The sequence below is a fragment of the Selenomonas ruminantium subsp. lactilytica TAM6421 genome (genome assembly GCF_000284095.1).
In the GTDB taxonomy this organism is placed as follows: domain Bacteria; phylum Bacillota; class Negativicutes; order Selenomonadales; family Selenomonadaceae; genus Selenomonas_A; species Selenomonas_A lactilytica.
In genome coordinates, this window is record NC_017073.1 from 37,184 (window position 1) to 53,175 (window position 15,992).

At 43.0% G+C, this 15,992-nt stretch carries 27 protein-coding genes; 23 read left to right on the forward strand and 4 right to left on the reverse strand.

Going from position 1 to position 15,992, the window contains the following annotated elements; genetic code table 11:
* Positions 1 to 5 precede the first annotated feature (5 nt).
* The 4 genes from terL to SELR_RS17080 all read right to left on the reverse strand — a co-directional run bounded on the left by terL (position 6) and on the right by SELR_RS17080 (position 3,390).
* Positions 6 to 1,577: a phage terminase large subunit gene (terL, locus tag SELR_RS17065; protein WP_231848215.1), complete on the reverse strand. Its 1,572-nt coding sequence runs from the start codon at positions 1,575 to 1,577 to the stop codon at positions 6 to 8.
* 72 nt (positions 1,578 to 1,649) lie between these two features.
* The gene (locus SELR_RS18175) at positions 1,650 to 2,540 is read right to left on the reverse strand and encodes a BRO-N domain-containing protein (protein ID WP_014426128.1); all 891 of its coding nucleotides are present in this window, start codon (positions 2,538 to 2,540) and stop codon (positions 1,650 to 1,652) included.
* 65 nt (positions 2,541 to 2,605) lie between these two features.
* A complete protein-coding gene (locus tag SELR_RS19430) occupies positions 2,606 to 2,734 on the reverse strand; it encodes a hypothetical protein (protein ID WP_014426129.1) in 129 nt (42 codons plus the stop codon).
* A 14-nt stretch (positions 2,735 to 2,748) separates the two neighbouring features.
* Positions 2,749 to 3,390, reverse strand: coding sequence for a hypothetical protein (locus tag SELR_RS17080; protein WP_014426130.1), 642 nt, complete (start codon positions 3,388 to 3,390; stop codon positions 2,749 to 2,751).
* A gap of 2,476 nt (positions 3,391 to 5,866) precedes the next feature.
* Between SELR_RS17080 and SELR_RS17090 the strand changes: the two genes are divergently transcribed.
* The 23 genes from SELR_RS17090 to SELR_RS17195 all read left to right on the forward strand — a co-directional run bounded on the left by SELR_RS17090 (position 5,867) and on the right by SELR_RS17195 (position 15,953).
* Positions 5,867 to 6,424 carry a hypothetical protein gene (locus SELR_RS17090; RefSeq protein ID WP_014426132.1) on the forward strand — a complete coding sequence of 186 codons (558 nt, stop codon included), beginning with the start codon at positions 5,867 to 5,869 and terminating at the stop codon, positions 6,422 to 6,424.
* Between the two features lie 66 nt (positions 6,425 to 6,490).
* The gene (locus SELR_RS17095; RefSeq protein ID WP_014426133.1) at positions 6,491 to 6,718 is read left to right on the forward strand and encodes a hypothetical protein; all 228 of its coding nucleotides are present in this window, start codon (positions 6,491 to 6,493) and stop codon (positions 6,716 to 6,718) included.
* 55 nt (positions 6,719 to 6,773) lie between these two features.
* Complete coding sequence (locus tag SELR_RS17100) at positions 6,774 to 6,995, forward strand: hypothetical protein (protein ID WP_014426134.1); 222 nt, start codon at positions 6,774 to 6,776, stop codon at positions 6,993 to 6,995.
* A gap of 45 nt (positions 6,996 to 7,040) precedes the next feature.
* Positions 7,041 to 7,439: a hypothetical protein gene (locus tag SELR_RS17105; RefSeq protein WP_014426135.1), complete on the forward strand. Its 399-nt coding sequence runs from the start codon at positions 7,041 to 7,043 to the stop codon at positions 7,437 to 7,439.
* A gap of 56 nt (positions 7,440 to 7,495) precedes the next feature.
* Complete coding sequence (locus SELR_RS17110) at positions 7,496 to 7,687, forward strand: hypothetical protein (protein WP_014426136.1); 192 nt, start codon at positions 7,496 to 7,498, stop codon at positions 7,685 to 7,687.
* Between the two features lie 16 nt (positions 7,688 to 7,703).
* Positions 7,704 to 8,231, forward strand: coding sequence for a hypothetical protein (locus SELR_RS17115; protein WP_014426137.1), 528 nt, complete (start codon positions 7,704 to 7,706; stop codon positions 8,229 to 8,231).
* 1 nt (position 8,232) lies between these two features.
* A complete protein-coding gene (locus tag SELR_RS17120; RefSeq protein WP_014426138.1) occupies positions 8,233 to 8,544 on the forward strand; it encodes a hypothetical protein in 312 nt (103 codons plus the stop codon).
* Positions 8,510 to 9,286 (forward strand): hypothetical protein, encoded by a 777-nt coding sequence (locus SELR_RS17125; RefSeq protein WP_158645851.1) that lies wholly within the window; start codon positions 8,510 to 8,512, stop codon positions 9,284 to 9,286. Before SELR_RS17120 ends, SELR_RS17125 begins: the two co-directional genes overlap by 35 nt.
* 15 nt (positions 9,287 to 9,301) lie before the next feature.
* Entirely contained in the window at positions 9,302 to 9,970 is a 669-nt protein-coding gene (locus SELR_RS17130) for a hypothetical protein (RefSeq protein WP_014426140.1), read from the forward strand.
* Positions 9,971 to 10,657 carry a hypothetical protein gene (locus SELR_RS17135; RefSeq protein ID WP_014426141.1) on the forward strand — a complete coding sequence of 229 codons (687 nt, stop codon included), beginning with the start codon at positions 9,971 to 9,973 and terminating at the stop codon, positions 10,655 to 10,657. It begins immediately after the preceding gene.
* A gap of 162 nt (positions 10,658 to 10,819) precedes the next feature.
* Positions 10,820 to 11,335, forward strand: coding sequence for a hypothetical protein (locus SELR_RS17140; protein WP_014426143.1), 516 nt, complete (start codon positions 10,820 to 10,822; stop codon positions 11,333 to 11,335).
* A gap of 17 nt (positions 11,336 to 11,352) precedes the next feature.
* Complete coding sequence (locus tag SELR_RS17145; protein WP_014426144.1) at positions 11,353 to 11,925, forward strand: hypothetical protein; 573 nt, start codon at positions 11,353 to 11,355, stop codon at positions 11,923 to 11,925.
* Positions 11,922 to 12,140 (forward strand): hypothetical protein, encoded by a 219-nt coding sequence (locus tag SELR_RS17150; RefSeq protein WP_014426145.1) that lies wholly within the window; start codon positions 11,922 to 11,924, stop codon positions 12,138 to 12,140. Before SELR_RS17145 ends, SELR_RS17150 begins: the two co-directional genes overlap by 4 nt.
* A gap of 2 nt (positions 12,141 to 12,142) precedes the next feature.
* A complete protein-coding gene (locus tag SELR_RS17155; RefSeq protein ID WP_014426146.1) occupies positions 12,143 to 12,892 on the forward strand; it encodes a hypothetical protein in 750 nt (249 codons plus the stop codon).
* A 3-nt stretch (positions 12,893 to 12,895) separates the two neighbouring features.
* Complete coding sequence (locus SELR_RS17160; RefSeq protein ID WP_014426147.1) at positions 12,896 to 13,159, forward strand: hypothetical protein; 264 nt, start codon at positions 12,896 to 12,898, stop codon at positions 13,157 to 13,159.
* A 14-nt stretch (positions 13,160 to 13,173) separates the two neighbouring features.
* Positions 13,174 to 13,593, forward strand: coding sequence for a hypothetical protein (locus SELR_RS17165; RefSeq protein WP_014426148.1), 420 nt, complete (start codon positions 13,174 to 13,176; stop codon positions 13,591 to 13,593).
* Positions 13,594 to 13,613: 20 nt separating this feature from the next.
* Positions 13,614 to 13,841 (forward strand): hypothetical protein, encoded by a 228-nt coding sequence (locus tag SELR_RS17170; RefSeq protein ID WP_014426149.1) that lies wholly within the window; start codon positions 13,614 to 13,616, stop codon positions 13,839 to 13,841.
* 2 nt (positions 13,842 to 13,843) lie between these two features.
* Complete coding sequence (locus SELR_RS17175) at positions 13,844 to 14,101, forward strand: hypothetical protein (protein ID WP_014426150.1); 258 nt, start codon at positions 13,844 to 13,846, stop codon at positions 14,099 to 14,101.
* 12 nt (positions 14,102 to 14,113) lie between these two features.
* Positions 14,114 to 14,347 carry a hypothetical protein gene (locus tag SELR_RS17180; RefSeq protein WP_014426151.1) on the forward strand — a complete coding sequence of 78 codons (234 nt, stop codon included), beginning with the start codon at positions 14,114 to 14,116 and terminating at the stop codon, positions 14,345 to 14,347.
* Positions 14,348 to 14,361: 14 nt separating this feature from the next.
* A complete protein-coding gene (locus SELR_RS17185) occupies positions 14,362 to 14,568 on the forward strand; it encodes a hypothetical protein (protein WP_014426152.1) in 207 nt (68 codons plus the stop codon).
* 15 nt (positions 14,569 to 14,583) lie between these two features.
* Positions 14,584 to 14,838, forward strand: coding sequence for a hypothetical protein (locus tag SELR_RS17190; protein WP_014426153.1), 255 nt, complete (start codon positions 14,584 to 14,586; stop codon positions 14,836 to 14,838).
* A complete protein-coding gene (locus SELR_RS19005) occupies positions 14,838 to 15,008 on the forward strand; it encodes a hypothetical protein (protein WP_014426154.1) in 171 nt (56 codons plus the stop codon). The genes SELR_RS17190 and SELR_RS19005 overlap by 1 nt, the downstream gene beginning before the upstream one ends.
* A 135-nt stretch (positions 15,009 to 15,143) precedes the next feature.
* Positions 15,144 to 15,953, forward strand: a complete 810-nt coding sequence (locus SELR_RS17195; RefSeq protein ID WP_014426155.1) for a tyrosine-type recombinase/integrase — start codon at positions 15,144 to 15,146, stop codon at positions 15,951 to 15,953.
* Positions 15,954 to 15,992 lie beyond the last annotated feature (39 nt).

Genomic DNA, 15,992 nt, shown 5'->3' on the forward strand with positions numbered 1-15,992 from the left:
CCCCCTCATTTAAAAAAACCGAAGGGCGTATTTGCCATTCGGTTCCTGTTTTTATTCATATTCATTCTGCTTCCTCCGGCATCAATGCTGCCAAAGGAGAAATTTGCTACCGATGTTTCAAGCAATGGCTTCAATGCCATTTCTAAGCAATCAGGGCCGTCATCATGGCCCTTTGGATAATTCCGAAGCTGACTAAGTAATATCTTCTGCCCGGCCTTAAACTTGATATGTCCCTGCCGAACATGGGGAACCAGGCTCTCGATACGGGCAGCCTTGCTATCGCCATTGGTATGGCATACGTCAATCCAGTCAAGGTAAATCCCTGCCTGCACCAGTTCACGCTGCAAAGTCGAAGAAAAAAACAACTGCATCTGGTTCGTTTCACAGACAATCTTCGGATTATGCGGATAATACTTAGCGATTATCGCCTTTGCGTCCTCTATGATTTCCTCCGGCCTCCGCTTTTTGAGGTCAGCGTCCAATACATAGAAGTAATTGTCAGAACACCGAGCCACCGCGATAATAGCGGAAAAGTCGTTCATGCGCTTACCACCGATGGCCGGATCAATCGCAATGCAAACCTCTTTGATTTCCGGACAATCAACGTAGCGGTTATTCTCCAACCACTCTGTCTTGAACGTCCGTGTATTCTCGGTCTGTGGATCGTTTTGGAACTCGCTGGCAAACCCTTCCTCGGACGCTATCCTGCGCTCCATCAAATGCTCATACATATCTGGGCGCTGGTTCGGCCAAAGGACTTCCGTACCGGCCAGCATTTCTTCCTTGTGCTTCCGGTAGAAGGCCATAGCATCTGAATAAGCATGGTCACCACGGGTTAAGTCCGTCATTATATTTTCCCATTCACTCCATAGCGGACTATCGGAAAACTTAATGACCGCCTGGAACGTCTTGCGCACCCAGGAGGAATACTCCCCATCATTCAGCATATGATAAAGCAGCGCATCATATGAAAGCACTGTACCAATGTAAAAGAAGGAACACGTTGGACACCCCATAGGCATCACATCAGAATTGAACCACTGTTTTAGTGAGGCGTTCTGCGATGGACTAGCCACCTGCTCCGCCGTTTCTAAATCGTCTAGGATTACCAGATCCGGGCGCGTACTATTAAATTTCATGCCGCGCATCTGTGCTCCTGCGCCTTTCGACGTGAGAAATACTTTGTTTCTCGTGTAGATTTCGTTGGAATTCCAGATATCATCATTCTTCATTTCACCGAAATCATTTTTGATTCGCTCATTGAATTCCAATTCGTTACGAATATCAATGATGAATTGCTTTGCCACCGGCCCCGTCGCGGATATAATCACGATGAAGCGCTTGTAACCATAGCAAACACACCAGAGTACAAACGCGAATGAAATCAGAGTTGACTTCGCATGGCCACGCGGGGCAGCCACAACGTTCCTGGTTTCTTCATCGCTATGATTAAGGATTACATCTTCTACCTTATGGATCAGCCAAAGGTGGAATTTCTCGGACCACTCTGACTTGAAAGAATCTGCGAGATAATACTCGCAGAACCGCTTGAAATCATGGGCGCAAATGTCACGCATACTTTGGTTATCCCCTTCTCTACGAAGTGAACCACCAAAAATCTGCCTCATTGCATTTGCCATGAAATCACCTTACTTTAAATGGTATTTACGGAAATGCTCTTGGATTTTCCGTAACCGAGCCTTGGTATAGCCTGGATGCTTCGGATACCAATCTGATAATGGGATAAGCCCCTTGGCTCCGTTGCAATCAGTACAAGCCGGGACAATGTTCTCTATGAGGTCAACTCGTTCCGGGGACACCTTGGCCATCACCGATTGAGGAACCAGGTGCTCCGGGATAAGAGCCACATGCTCTTTACCGCAATAAGCACATTTATGACCGAACTCCTTTTTAATCCGTTCCCATTCCACAGTATTACCAAAGACACCATTGAGGGACACCCACCGCCCGGTCTGACTCCGGATAATCGTTTTGGACTCAATACCAACCACGAACTCTGTCATTACCTCCATAGGCACATGCTCCAAAAGCCATTCCTTGACCGTGATATTGATTGCCGAAGAATATGGAACTGTAATTCCAAACCACTCACCAATGGCATCATAGAAATCCCTCGGTCTGTTGCCAGGAACCGCACCGATATACCGAGACATGAGATTATCAAAGGTATAACGCGGATTTACAAAGGGCTTGACCACTCCAGATTGCATAAGCAAATCCTTTAGGTCATCCAACTGTTTACCAACGCTATCCACGGCAATCTCATGTCGGCTATCCTGGGACACCAGCGGAAGCACATCATGCGTTACCCACCGTTGGTATTCCTTGGCCGTTCCCTTCCGGCTGCTGAAAATCAACCGGTAAATACCAGGAAGGCTTACTGCGTTCATCTTCTGGGGGCCACCAGGCGTATCCATGGTTATCATCCTGCGTTCATCGGCATCTAACCGGGAAACCGCATCGCGACTATTATGGATATCCAGGGCCTCGCATACGTCATTTGCGACGTACCACCGCAAAGGGCCTATTTTCTGACTCCGGACATCATCAAAGATGCCAGAGCCAAACATAGATACTTCATTGTTCATCGTGTCTTGTGATTGAAAATTTCTTTTCTCGCCCACCGCTTATCGTCCCGGTCCTTTACATGTCTGCGAAGGTCCTTGGCTTTCTTGACGTGACGCGGATGGCGCTCTTTTTCTTCCATGCTCATTTTTGAGTTCTCCCTTACAAATTACTCGGCGCTATCTTCCGCAGCGACTCAATCAGCATTGGATTCTCACGGAACGCCTTCATAATTTCTTCATAAGATTCATTGTCTAAACGTACTCGAAGAATATCGTTGATGATATTCATTGCTTTTTCCACGGTCTTATAGCAGTACACTTTCTCCTGGATCGCTCCGATCTCGGAGGAAAGCGTTTGTTGCCGCAGCGTCATTTTGTCGAGCATATCAATGACCTGCTTCAAATCTGAAACCTCTACATCACCATTACCCACTCTCCGGTCCAGTTCATCGAGCTCAACCGAGATAATGTCAACCGCGTTGTTTACGAGATTCAGCGCCTTGACCTTGGTTCCATAGACGTTTACCACCTGTTCATCGGTGGGCGCGGTCATGTCACCGCCAAGGCCATTGTCCCTGCACCACCGAGCAATTGAGTTATGGGAAATCTTGTAGCCGTTGGGAATCAAGTTCCCATCGTTGATTTCCTTCGTGATGTCACGGTAACTCTTGCCCTTTAGTCGCTTATCGCGAACCAGTTCACACAGACCGAACTGTTCTACCAGGGAACCCATGGCCCCGTTGGTATGCAGCCGGTCCGGGGCTTTGTTTCCCGGTGGTGGCGCAGGATGATTCCTTGCCATACCAAACACTCCTTATTTTGTTTGTATTAAAAAAGGAGCACCAGCCGCAGCTATGCTCCCCGGCACCTCCCCGCAGGTACTATGCCTATTCTTATACATTTACGCCATTACACCGTTATAACTGTATACCTTTACAATGGTATAATGTCGTATATTTTCATGTGGCAGTCAAAGGAGTCGAACCTTTACCTCTGCTGGAATCGCAGTGTTCCTACCGTTAAACTATCCCGCCATAAAAGGGGCCTGCGCCCCATTCCCGTTTAGGCCACGGGCAAGACCTCTGCAATCAAACCTACAACTCATTGCAGCCCTTAGTTGTCGTATAAGGTTTTTAGACCACGAGCAGAGGAACATCGAACATACCAGCTACTAGTGCGAACACCTATCTGTAATGCTCTATGAACCCTTGTTCTCTTGTGGCAAACTAGGTACGGTAGCTACACTTCTTTTTTAAGAAACCTATTGACTTTCCTGGCTCCCAGGTTATACTTTCTTGATTTCCAGGAAACGGCTTCGGGCAGACTATCCCCTGCAAAGGAGATAGATTAGACTGTCCGTAGATACTTTCCGTCATTCCGAGGTATCCGTATCCGTGGTGCTCCTGCCAACCAATGAAATCATCGGTCAGCCATAGCCTATCAGTCAATTACGCCCCAGACTGTCCCAGGTTTCCCCGGCAAGACTATGAACCCTTCCCACCACCGTTATCGTGGCAGTCAAGCGATTAACCCTCCGCGCCCTATTTTTAACCATGGCTTTCGCTTTAGGCTTAACGAGGTCTTGCAGCGCTTTTCAACCCCTTTGGTAACTCCCCAATAGCACCGAACAGACCAGGGAGGCCCCGCATATTCTCTGCATCAGCTATGCGACACTGGCAATTTATATACCGCAGGCAGCGGATAGGAACCAGGCAGCGAAATAACGTATGCCACCGGGAACCCCTTCGGCTCACACCGACAAATATATTGTACTCTTGTTAATCTATATTGTCAACACTGAAATATATTGGTCATTCAATGTATAACTATGGTTGCTTAGGTATTCTATGATAACTAAGTAACTCCTAAGTAAGTACCAAGGATAAAAGTGGTATAGGTATGAGCGAAGCGAATACCAAGTGAGCGAAGCGAACTTCAAACCACTGGATTCAATGATATACTATGTTACCCCCCTACCCCCCGTACATATATAATATGAAAATCGACACTTTTCACAACCCTATTTTGAAAAAAAGTTTAAAAATTTTTTCTTGGGAGCTCCGGAGGGCCTTCGGCGGGGCTTTGGTATTTCCAGAAGCACCCAAGTGATGCTCTGGTATTCTATGTATATACCTATGGAGAAATATGGAGAAAATTTTTCTCTGGTTGGCCTTTAGATCCACAAATGCTCTCTGGTCAGATTCTTTGCACCCCTGGTATCGCCTTCGCGGGCCTTAGTATGCCTGGTCCTTTATGCTTTTTGTCTGGTCAGCTATGGTTTTCTATGTATCACTCCTATGAACCCTTATGGGACAAGGCTTCACACTGGTTTTCTATGGTAACCTATGTATATTTCTTCTGTATCACACCCCAGGAAGCCTTATGTAGCAAGGGCTGACGCTGGTTTTGCTATGAAAAAATTTGGAAATGGCGTCGTTACGAACTTGGGACTATGCCCGCGCCCGGAACCCCAGAAAAATCGGCATTGGAAGCCCTTTTCGCACCCCGGCCCCATTGCCAGGACAAGGCAGCCCCATTTTTCCCAGGAAGGGCCCCGCCGGAACAAACGCCAAACACGCGGCGACGCTGAAAAGCCGGGACCCCCCCGCCACACAAGGCCCCGCGCCTATTCCCTGCTATGTGACTTTATATGTATATAGTCACATTTTATAGGGTAAAACGTCCATTTTTTCCGGGAAAAGGCCCGGAAAAGGCCATACAAACCCCATAGAGGCCATTTAAGCCCTTGCCTATGTAATTATACCTATCAACACATAGAAGGCCCTTGCAGGCCCCATAAGGCCGTATAAATCCGTGGTATGGTATTTTGCTATTGTTCCCTATTCCCTGCATAATTCTGCGTATATTCTGCGTATAATCCTAGCGCCTCCCAGCCATCCCAGGACAAAAGAGGCCCTTGTATGATCTCCCATCCTGCCATACTATGTATAACTTTGTTTTTTCTTTTATATTGAAGGTTTTTGTATATGACTATACTATGTATTAATTTTTTTTAACACTGTAAGCCCGCGCCACGCAAGGGCCCGCGCTGCACACATGATAATAAAAGTGACTTTTTGAAAAAATAGTGCTTGACTTTGTACCCATACAAGCGTAATATAATAACTGTCAGAGGGACAACAACAAAACACCGATAGCGCCGGGACTTATCGCCGTAACTGTAAAAGGGGAGGGATTAAAGCCGGGGCAGGCAAAGTAGGGTTGACCAATGACAAGCCGATATTAACAGTGTAGAACAATGGAGAGAGGTTATCGCAATGAAAAAAACATATTTTGTATGGCGTGATGATGAAGGAAAAATTTTTGACAAGGGCTTTTCAATCGAAGCAAGCGCAAAAGATGACGTTGCAACCATGGAGGCCGTAGCAAAGTATTTTGAAGCCCTCTATGATGAAAATGTAACCTATATTGACGGTGTGATCCGTGTTCATTGCGGTGCTGATATCCGCGGGATTGACTTGCGCGTGTTTAAAGCTGAATTCAATGAAAACTATAAAGCAGCAAAGAACCATGTAGCCGAATATAAAGAAGAATACACCGAACCGGAACCGGCTACCGACGTTGAACCAACCACGGAACCGGAAAAGGTGGAACCGGCCAAAAAGGTTCGCCGTCGTAATCGCCAGATCATAAAAGCAATGGCAAAATGCTACGGTAATAAACATGCAAAATTGCAGCTTTTTGGCAAAGGTAAACTCTCAACACATAAAAATTATCGTGGTTATTGTCGTAGTTATACCGCCTATAAAGATTATAAAAAAGGCGGATACTTACCAAAAACATTGGTAACAAAATATTTTCCTAGTGTAGCATAGATTTATATTTTTTTACCTTGCGTGTTAATTATAATAGTCAATTGTTAATTTATGGAGGCTTTAACAGTGAATAATAACAACGTTATAGCGGTAAAAGCTGACAGTGCTTTTACAGGAATTCAAATACATAGTGTTATCTATGATATAGACGATAAAATTTGTTTTTCTTATTGGATTGAAGGCCAGGACAAGGCAAGAAAAGCAACGTCAAAAATTCGCTATACGGCAGCAGGCCGGGCCTATTTTATGAGTCGTAACCATCGTCAATACTTAGATGAATTTATGCGTGTTTAATGGTATACGGGGCCGGGGCCTTCCCGGTCCCAGGACAAGAAGGGAAGGAAAAACAATGGTAATGACAGTGGAACGTGATGGATTTTATGATCTCTATAATAATTCGTGGTCCGGTGCTATTCCGGTGCTAGATGAAATTGAAAAGCAGGGCCGGGAGAACGAAGCAATGGATATAATCGAAAATACCTTTGCCGGGGAGATCCCGACGGATACACAAGTTAACGATTTTATATGGTTTGACCTTGCGGATATTATGGGCGGTTTATTTGATTTATAATAGTGACGGGCCGGGCCTTCCCGGTCCTATGGAGGGAATAAAACAATGTATGTAAAGATGGAGAACGGCAAAAAGATCAGTGTTTACAATGGCAAAATATGGGGCGCTAATATTTCACAATACGCCATGGAACACAAAAATCTTGATTATAAATCAATGATTGACGCGATGACATATAACGAATTCTTTGATTGTGGTAACGTGTTTAATGTCGTGGACGACTGGGAATGTATAACTGGGAACGATTACGACGACGAAACAGGCGAATATTATGAGATTTTCTGTTATTACCTTGTGAGCGCAAGGGCAGTGGAAAACTTGCAGAAATACACCGACGAAATTGTGTTTTATTCGGAAAAACTAGACTTGTATGTGTTCGGTGTAACTCATTGGGGAACGTCCTGGGATTATGTGTTAACAGGTTATGAGATTGTAGGCGAATAATAATCATTGGTATAGGCACGGGGCCGGCGGTCCGGTCCCTGGGGAGGTAAAGTGTTATGAAAAGAGTAAACACGTTAATCATTGATTTGATTATGTATGTAATCGGTTTATATAGCCGTAAAAAATCAGTGGTAACTTGTAATGGTGTGTTTTGTGGTTATGCTTATAGTTCTTTTCCGGTCCGCCGTTACCTATATACAATCATGTTTATCCTTGCTTTTGTCCTGGGCTTAATCATTGGTGAATAATGGAGGGAATAGAAAAATGTTTGCACATAATATCATGGTTTATATCAATGGAACGCGGGAAAAATTCTGTAAGGAAACCTGGGAAAAGATAACAAGCGTTGACGCGGTTTATCCGGACGATATCGACAAGGAAAAGAAAATGGAACGAAGTGAGTTAACGGACCTATACAGTGAAGTGGTCCCGGTAAATGTGAACGGCATTACATATATGATTGATGTGTACTATGTTCCGGCTATTGTAAACGGCGAATATATGGAGGTCAAAACAGTAGAAAACGTGGTTTTACAAATGAATATAAATGGCCATTATAGTGAAAAAGAATTTCCTAATTATGATAGTGCTTTTAATACAATGTTAAAGAAGCAGGAAAGTATGGAAAAAGAAATAGGCATTATCACGCCATATATCCGGGATAAGCATGGACGTATAAAAGCAAGTAATGGCCTGTATTACGAATGTAATTGGACGATGTACACCGCGACTATTTACGACGATAGACACAACCAGATTATGTGGTCGCATATTGTGGAGGACTGGGATTGATATGGGATATACAGTGAAAAATTTACCGCTATACCGTGGAATAAAAGGTATTAGGTTTATAAGCCATGGTATGTGGTCCGATGCGGAATTAGTTTATAAAGGTTATGTGTTCAACTATAACGATATAGAAGGCGCATTATGGGAAAATTTCTTAGAGGATCAAAACGAAGTGGAGGCGCATTATCTGGATCGGACCGGGGCGGACGAACAAGAAAAACGTTTTAATCAGTGGTTAGAAAATGGAAGGCCCGCGCAAAACTATTTAGATGATTGTATTTTTGGCAAGTGTTATACAGGTTATTTTTACCGGTAAACAATGGATGGAGGTCTTGAAAATGTCATTAGAAAAGTATATCGAAAACATGCTGCCCGCTGGCAGCGGTATTAACGGGGAATATTCCATAGAGTTCAAGGAAAATAAAATCGTTGTAAAAAATTCCTGGGATAACATGAATGAATTAGGCTATTATGATGGCGTTTTCAAGTTCTCCATCACATACCGCCTTGACGGTTCCATGATGTTACATTTCCATGGATTGACTAGGAACGAATACAGGAAAATTGAAAACGAAGGTTTACGGGATTATTTAGAATCATTGTTTTATGAGTTTATCCCTGCTATGGTAGCAATTTTAAAAGGTGATATTCCGGCATATAAAAACAACGCGGACCGGGATAAGCTGGAACCGCTGGAACGTGGATTTTTAGAAACAATGGTACAGGATGCAGCTTATAATTATCAGGATTATGCACCGGAAAACATACCGGAAAACATATATAAGGCCGTCCGGGATTATCCCTTTACTATTGAGAATATCGACGATAAAGCACTGGAAAACGCGCTGCAAGTGATCCAGGAAGCTGGCAAGGGCCTGCCGGATAACGTGGATAGATACGATTTAGGCGGCGAAATATACCTGGCTATTTGTTACGGTGAAACGGAAAATAGCATAGCGAAGGAAATTGCAAAAAGTGGTAAATGGCAGCAATTTGCCGACGCAAGCAAGGAAATTTCCATGGATTATTGCGGAAAATATCGTGTAGTCGTTGAATAATGGAGGGCACAAAAAATGAGAATTGAAAAGAAAATTATCCCGGCGGTATATGTTCCAGCACATATTGAAACCATGAAAATCTATGAATATAGCGAATTAGCGGACGACGTAAAAGATAGATTGAGAAAAGAGGCTTTTGATAGTTTAGATATTTACGATATTATGGATTCATGGGAAAACACTGTAAAAGCTATTGGAAAATTGATTGGGGCCGAAAAGCCTAGCTATGAGATTGGATATTGCTGCCATAATTATCTAAGATTTATCTTTGACGAACTGGAGGGAGAAATAAGCGGCCCGCGTGCTATGGCGTGGATACAAAATAACTGGATTGATAAAGCATATAAGGGGAAATACTTTTCAACGCCATTTAGAAAATGCGAAAAAAGCAAAGAGCACCCGGCAGGAATAACCTATAAATATCGGTATAGTAAAATCATGGTGGCCTTAGATAATTGTCCTTTTACTGGTGTATGTTATGATTGTAATTTTGGCGAAGCATGGACCGAATTTAAGGAAGGAATCCGGCAGGGAAAACAATTAACAATAAATGACTTTTTGGAAATATTGGAACAAAAGCTGGTCAGTGATATTTCACAGGAAATTGATTACAGATTTTCTAACGAAGGCATTGACGAAGAATTAAGTGAAAATGAATACTATGAAAACGGGGAGGCCGTATAAATGAAAACGTTAGCAAGTAAGGTGCTGGAAGTAATCAATGATAATTCCATGAATAACAATGCAAAGGTGGAATATATCAAGGAAATTTGCGAAAAAGATATTTTCAACGAAAACAGGGATAAACTTTGTACTAAAACGGAAAAGAAAAGACTTTCCACCATTGAAAAATTCTTAGATAAAGCGACTTATAAAGAAGTTTGCAAGTATATCTTGTTAGAAAATGGCAAAGCTATTTATACAGATTGTCACGTTGAAGCAATTATTCCGGAAAAATTCATTGATAACATTGATAAAAAATATATCCTTCCCAATGGTCAAAAGTATTTACCTTATAAAAAAGTTATTCCTACGTTATCCGGTGATATTGCAACCTGTAAAATTACCTACGGTGAACTAATGGCCTTTGCAAAGGTGGCGAAGGCGGCCAAAAAAGGCCTGCGTGGATCAGACCGGGATTTAAAAGACGACATAAGCCTTGCCTATTCCGACGGACTATATCGTGATTACAATGTGAACTATTTGATCCATTGCTGCAACGTGGCCGGCGTTGATGAAATGACATTGAAGGCCCCGGCAGGACTGAAAAACGTATTTATCCCGGCAACGATTGAAACAGAAAACGGCTGCAAATTCATCGTGGCAGGCTGCCGGGGAGAACACACGAAAACAGGAAAGAAGGTGGCCTAATGAAGCTGGAACCACGACGGAAAACCACAAAGAACGGCTATTCATGGGCCGTATGGGATAAATTAAATAATTCATGGTTCGCCGCTGCAATGGTTATGGATTATCCCTGTAAAAAAGATTGTATCTATGCTATCCGGTATTTGTTAAAAGAGGGTATTTAAAATGAAGGCTTATAAGTTATTCAAGATAAAAGATGGTCAGCTTTTCCCGCTTTATGTCAACGCATCCACGCCGGTCCCTTTGGGGACCTGGCTAGAGGCGGAGGCCGGGCCGCTGGCTGCCGACGGTAAGCACGTTAAATCTAAACTAGGTAACCTGGCTTATCGCCCTGGCTGGCATTGTTCGGATTATCCCGTGGCGCTTCATATTGGCGAAAAGAAAAATCCGACGGATAAGCTGCCTAGTTACCGGCCCCGGTCCCAGGTATGGGCCGAAGTAGAAGTAATGGATCGCGTAAACTGGCAGCAGGAAGCGAACAAACAAGGGAAAAACCAACGGGATAAACAATTAAAAGTGGTCCCGGTAAATGGATACTATGAATATAAAACGAATCCAAACATGTATGGCCGCTGGATCATTGCCGGGAATATCCGGGTAAATAAAATCCTAAGTGATGATGAAGTAAAACAGATTAACAGTAAGATTGATGTGGAGGACCTTCCCAGGAAGGCAGCATAAGAGAGAAGGAAAAAGCAATGAATACCGTTTTATTGTCGTGGAAGGACGCTGAAAAAATCTTTAAGTGGGCGTATGAAAATAAATCTATGATGTATCAATTTCCGGAACCGTTGAAAAATATTCGACTGGTTATCGAAAAATGGGAAGCCAAAATCCAGCGCTATGGAAACAAGGTAAAAATCCATCACTGGTATGATGGTAAGGCCAAAGGAACCCAGGAATTTAAATTAGGCATCCCCATTACCATAATTGACAACAAAACGGATTTTCGCGGGCCGGATAAAATGACAATGGTAGCGACTTATGCAGCGCTTATGGCCTATATGGTATATGCACCAAAGGAAATTATAAAGGAACCGGCAAAGATGGCCGTACACGCCCCAGGAGGCCCCAGGAAGGCCGGAAAAGGGTACACCTATATACTACATAGGATAAGCAATAAAGCACCGCAGGGAGGCCACCACAGAAGTCCGCAGGGAACCTTCACGGTCCGCGGCCATCACAGACATTATAAGAACGGTAAAACAATCTGGATTAGAGAATATACAAAGGGCACTGGGGAAAACAAGGAAAGGACATATAAGCTATGATTAAATGGGAAAAGGAACACGCTGCCATTGTTGTTCTAAACATGGTTAAATTCTATGTGAAATACAGGCAGGAACGTGAGAAGGAAATTACGGCTAGTTATTCCGGGAAATTAGAGGGATATATTCAAGGGATTACATTTGCTGACAAAACCTATGCGTTATACCTTCATAGATTAGCGAATTGGTACACTAAAAGATTATTGCGGAGGAATTGAAAATGGAAAAAATTGTAAAACCTGGCATGTTTAACGAATATCAGAAAATTGCTTTTTACCATGGAGAAAACATGGTAAGAATCGATAATTTTGAAAGTGGTAATATTGAGATCCCGGAAGGGTGGGAAAAGGCTATAAGTGGCTATACCTATGAAGCTAATTCGTTCCGGGCTCCGAAAGGGATTGTATTTGATAGCGAAAATTTCCAGGTACGGAACGCGCGTAAATTGAATCTGGCAAAGAACGACCTGTTCACCATCAAAGAGTATGACAATGTGGACCGGGAAGGCAAGCGCGTGTTGTATATCCCGGCGGAAATTGAACCGGCTGGCGAAGTAAAGCAATGTGAATCTAAATTCGGTTACTATCTTTACAAGAAAACGAAAGTAAATTGCCCTATCAAGGTTACTGTCTGGCTGCGCGAAGTGGTAAGCAAGGAAAAAGCCGACGAATGTTTCAAACAATGGAACGGGAAAAGATACGAAGAAAAGCCCGGCGTTGCCCATGAAGTAAAACATAGACAGTCTTTTGATGGAACACAGGATGATTATATTATCGTGCATTACATTGATATTATTGTTCCATGGTTTTACCTGCTGACCTTTGATAAAGTCGTATATAGTGAATACTATGAACTCACGGATAAATTGGCCGGTAAAATGAATGAAGTTCTGGGAGGCAAAAGCCTTTCCCACTATGACATTGATAAGCTGCTGGAACACTTTGATATTACTGAAAAAACGGAGGCGTAAACCATGGAAAAGAAAACAAGAGAAACGACGCGGGCCCGCTGCTATAATTTCCTGGCAATGAATTGTGATGGCTTATTAAAGACAAAGGCATCTAAGATGTTTAACTGGAAAGAAGCCTGTAACATGTATGAAACAAGGATTTTCCTGTTATGCGAAGTTCTAAAAATTGATAGTTCCCAATTGAATTATTATGGGACCGTCAAGAAATACCGTCCGGATTTATTTGAACAAGACTTTTACAACGATGTTCGTAAATATGTGAAGTAACGGAGGAAATAACCATGGTAATTATAGATAAAAAGCATGAGCAGAAAATCAATGAGATATTGAAGGGAGGGCAGGGAAAATCAACCGCAAGAACCATTGATAATGCAGAAGAATTGATTAGTTTAGTGGAGAAATACAAATCAAACCTGCCGCCTATTCCAAAAGCCCATTTAAACCATTGCAAGCTGATTATATTTGTTGGTGCCGGGCACTTTGCAAACGCTTATAAGTATATACCAATGGGAACGCAGGTAACGATTGAATTTGGAAGGGATGGATTAGGGCGCCTAGTTTCTGTTAGTCGAACCAATGTAAAAGGGGCAAAAGAATATAGTTTCATGCTTACCAAAGAAGCTAAGCAATCGGCGCTAAGGTGTCTCAATATATTACCTTGTGATTACGATAAAGACAAGGATTGCTGGAAAGCCTGCTAAGTCAAACGGAGGAAATAACCATGAGAAAATATAGGAAGGTTACCATGTTTGTGGCTTTTGATATTCCGGACGATATACCGGAGGAATCCCAGGAACGCATGGAGGAAGATTTTGATAGCACGTTGCTTGTTGACCTTGATAATGTCAATTACGATGCAGAACTGGATTACTCATATGAGTACGACGTGGAGGAAACAACGTCGGAAAAATTAAAAGAAGAAAATAGCTTTATGTTTGGGAGGATTTAACCATGGATAGACTTGAATACGAAAAGAATAATATTACTTGGTGCATTGCGAAGCTGAATAAATTGTGTGACTATGCGTATATCCAGCGTTGCACTCACGCCGCTGGCAATCCATTGGAAAAGCCACACTATCAAATTGTTATCAATGGTTACGCCATTGAATCGTACCACGGTTTTGATGAACTGGCTGGCCGTATATCTGACTTTGTAAATATCTTTGAAGCTGGCCATAGGGTGGCCCGTGGCATGGATTGTTTGTAAGGGGGCATAAGCATGAAATACTATGAACTTATTTTCGGAAATTATAAAGAGAATCCCGATTGGTCCATCGTTATCAAAGGAATTCGTAAGCCCACTGTTATAGAAGCTAATGAGTTTTGCGCGAGTGATGTTGCTTACTATGGCGAGGTAACAGAAGTTTTCGATATTTCCGAGGACGATGTATACACTGACTTTCATACTGAGAATATTGACAACTGGCCAGTATTTGGCTTGGATTGTTTGTAAGGGGGATAATTACAATGAGAAAAAGCGAATTTGTAAGGCTGCACATCCAGCTTGCAGGGATCAAAACAGGTACAAGGATTAGGCATGGCGTCCATGCTCCATACGTTCAATACAGAGGTATTCCGCGGTATAGGCAGCTAGTTAAGCTGGCGAAGCGCAAAGAGGCAATCAAGGCCGGGGATAAGTTTTATCCGTATGATGACAATTTCTGGAACGCATAACAGGAGGAAACAACAATGAAAATTTATACGCTTCATCACTGTGACGAATGGTGTACCTGGGATAGCATGGAAATGGCCGACGAATATTTCCGGGATAACGAGGAAGGCCGGAGGAAATTACTGGAACGAATCACGGAAGAAATCGAATCCGGTTCCATTGAACTCATTGGCGACATTGGTTTTCTGAACCTTGATATTAGCTGCGGCAATATCCGGAACGCTAACGATAGACTGAAATACGCTTATATTAATACTATGGAGGCTGCATAATGACAAAGTATGAACCCAGACAAAGAACCACCGGCGGGAAAACGTGGTGGGAGCCCTGGAACCCCAGGACTAACCGCTATTCTACACTAACTGCCCTTGGCAAGTATCGAACCCAGAAGGGCTGCGCTGCTGCAATTAAATTCTATGAACGGTGCTATGGAGGAATCTGAAATCGTAGGGCGTATTAAGTAAAACATAAGTGGGACTCTATGGCCCCACTGTTAACAATAAGTGACTTTTTGAAAAAATAATGCTTGCAGCGGTATTTCCTCTATGTTATAATGGAGGAAAAGGAGGAAGGAAAAATGATGGATTACACAGAATTCCTAGAAGAAGTACGAAAAACGCGCCGGGAATCAACCTGGAAAAGCTATTGCATGGCCTTGGAAAAGTTTCCGGAAGGAACCGAAGAAGAAATCATTGATTACATTGATAAGTCACCGCATCAGGGCAGCACTAAGAAGGCCAATTTGCGTATCCTGCGTTTGGCCCTGGATTACAACGGGGCTTTAACCAAAGGAATCAAGCGCATTATCAAGTCATACCGTCCGGATGAATCCTTGCAGGAATGTCCCACGGATAAGCAGGTTGAAAAGATCTGGGACCATCTTAAATCCTTCCGCGAAAAGGCAATGTTCTCCCTCATGGCTTATATGGGCTTTCGTGTTGGCGAAGTCCGGAACCTGAATCTCAATGACATTACGGAAAATGGCATGATTATCATCCGTAAATCCAAAGGTCATCGCCCGGACATTATGCCGATGGTCCACAAGCGGGTATATGAATCACTTAGATCCTACCTGCATGAGCGTCGAAACACAGATAACCAGGCATTATTTACCGGTCCCCATGGCAGGTTATCCCTGGGATATATTAAGAATATGTTTATCAATGAATTCAAGAGTAATGACCTCCCACAATTCCACTGTCATTCCCTCCGGAGATACTTCGCAAACTCCATGTATAACAATGGCGTATCCTTGTTAGATATGCAGGACAACATGAGACATAAATCCCCGGAAACCACGAAACGCTATTTGAACCTTGGTCAGCAGAATCGTATCGACGCGATGCGGAAAACCTGGGGCGACAATGTTTCAAAAATGTTTGCATAATGATAGGGAGGATAATTCAATGATACATATTCTTTGTGT

Coding starts and splice junctions, on each gene's coding strand:
- SELR_RS17175 (WP_014426150.1), top strand. CDS start 13,844: ATGGATAGACTTGAATACGAAAAGAATAATATTACTTGGTGCATTGCG.
- SELR_RS17185 (WP_014426152.1), top strand. CDS start 14,362: ATGAGAAAAAGCGAATTTGTAAGGCTGCACATCCAGCTTGCAGGGATC.
- SELR_RS17105 (WP_014426135.1), top strand. CDS start 7,041: ATGTATGTAAAGATGGAGAACGGCAAAAAGATCAGTGTTTACAATGGC.
- SELR_RS17135 (WP_014426141.1), top strand. CDS start 9,971: ATGAAAACGTTAGCAAGTAAGGTGCTGGAAGTAATCAATGATAATTCC.
- terL (WP_231848215.1), bottom strand. CDS start 1,577: ATGCGTGACATTTGCGCCCATGATTTCAAGCGGTTCTGCGAGTATTAT.
- SELR_RS17080 (WP_014426130.1), bottom strand. CDS start 3,390: ATGGCAAGGAATCATCCTGCGCCACCACCGGGAAACAAAGCCCCGGAC.
- SELR_RS19005 (WP_014426154.1), top strand. CDS start 14,838: ATGACAAAGTATGAACCCAGACAAAGAACCACCGGCGGGAAAACGTGG.
- SELR_RS17195 (WP_014426155.1), top strand. CDS start 15,144: ATGATGGATTACACAGAATTCCTAGAAGAAGTACGAAAAACGCGCCGG.
- SELR_RS17170 (WP_014426149.1), top strand. CDS start 13,614: ATGAGAAAATATAGGAAGGTTACCATGTTTGTGGCTTTTGATATTCCG.
- SELR_RS17100 (WP_014426134.1), top strand. CDS start 6,774: ATGGTAATGACAGTGGAACGTGATGGATTTTATGATCTCTATAATAAT.
- SELR_RS17145 (WP_014426144.1), top strand. CDS start 11,353: ATGAATACCGTTTTATTGTCGTGGAAGGACGCTGAAAAAATCTTTAAG.
- SELR_RS17180 (WP_014426151.1), top strand. CDS start 14,114: ATGAAATACTATGAACTTATTTTCGGAAATTATAAAGAGAATCCCGAT.
- SELR_RS17090 (WP_014426132.1), top strand. CDS start 5,867: ATGAAAAAAACATATTTTGTATGGCGTGATGATGAAGGAAAAATTTTT.
- SELR_RS17150 (WP_014426145.1), top strand. CDS start 11,922: ATGATTAAATGGGAAAAGGAACACGCTGCCATTGTTGTTCTAAACATG.
- SELR_RS17155 (WP_014426146.1), top strand. CDS start 12,143: ATGGAAAAAATTGTAAAACCTGGCATGTTTAACGAATATCAGAAAATT.
- SELR_RS17140 (WP_014426143.1), top strand. CDS start 10,820: ATGAAGGCTTATAAGTTATTCAAGATAAAAGATGGTCAGCTTTTCCCG.
- SELR_RS17165 (WP_014426148.1), top strand. CDS start 13,174: ATGGTAATTATAGATAAAAAGCATGAGCAGAAAATCAATGAGATATTG.
- SELR_RS17160 (WP_014426147.1), top strand. CDS start 12,896: ATGGAAAAGAAAACAAGAGAAACGACGCGGGCCCGCTGCTATAATTTC.
- SELR_RS19430 (WP_014426129.1), bottom strand. CDS start 2,734: ATGAGCATGGAAGAAAAAGAGCGCCATCCGCGTCACGTCAAGAAAGCC.
- SELR_RS17130 (WP_014426140.1), top strand. CDS start 9,302: ATGAGAATTGAAAAGAAAATTATCCCGGCGGTATATGTTCCAGCACAT.
- SELR_RS17120 (WP_014426138.1), top strand. CDS start 8,233: ATGGGATATACAGTGAAAAATTTACCGCTATACCGTGGAATAAAAGGT.
- SELR_RS17110 (WP_014426136.1), top strand. CDS start 7,496: ATGAAAAGAGTAAACACGTTAATCATTGATTTGATTATGTATGTAATC.
- SELR_RS17115 (WP_014426137.1), top strand. CDS start 7,704: ATGTTTGCACATAATATCATGGTTTATATCAATGGAACGCGGGAAAAA.
- SELR_RS17190 (WP_014426153.1), top strand. CDS start 14,584: ATGAAAATTTATACGCTTCATCACTGTGACGAATGGTGTACCTGGGAT.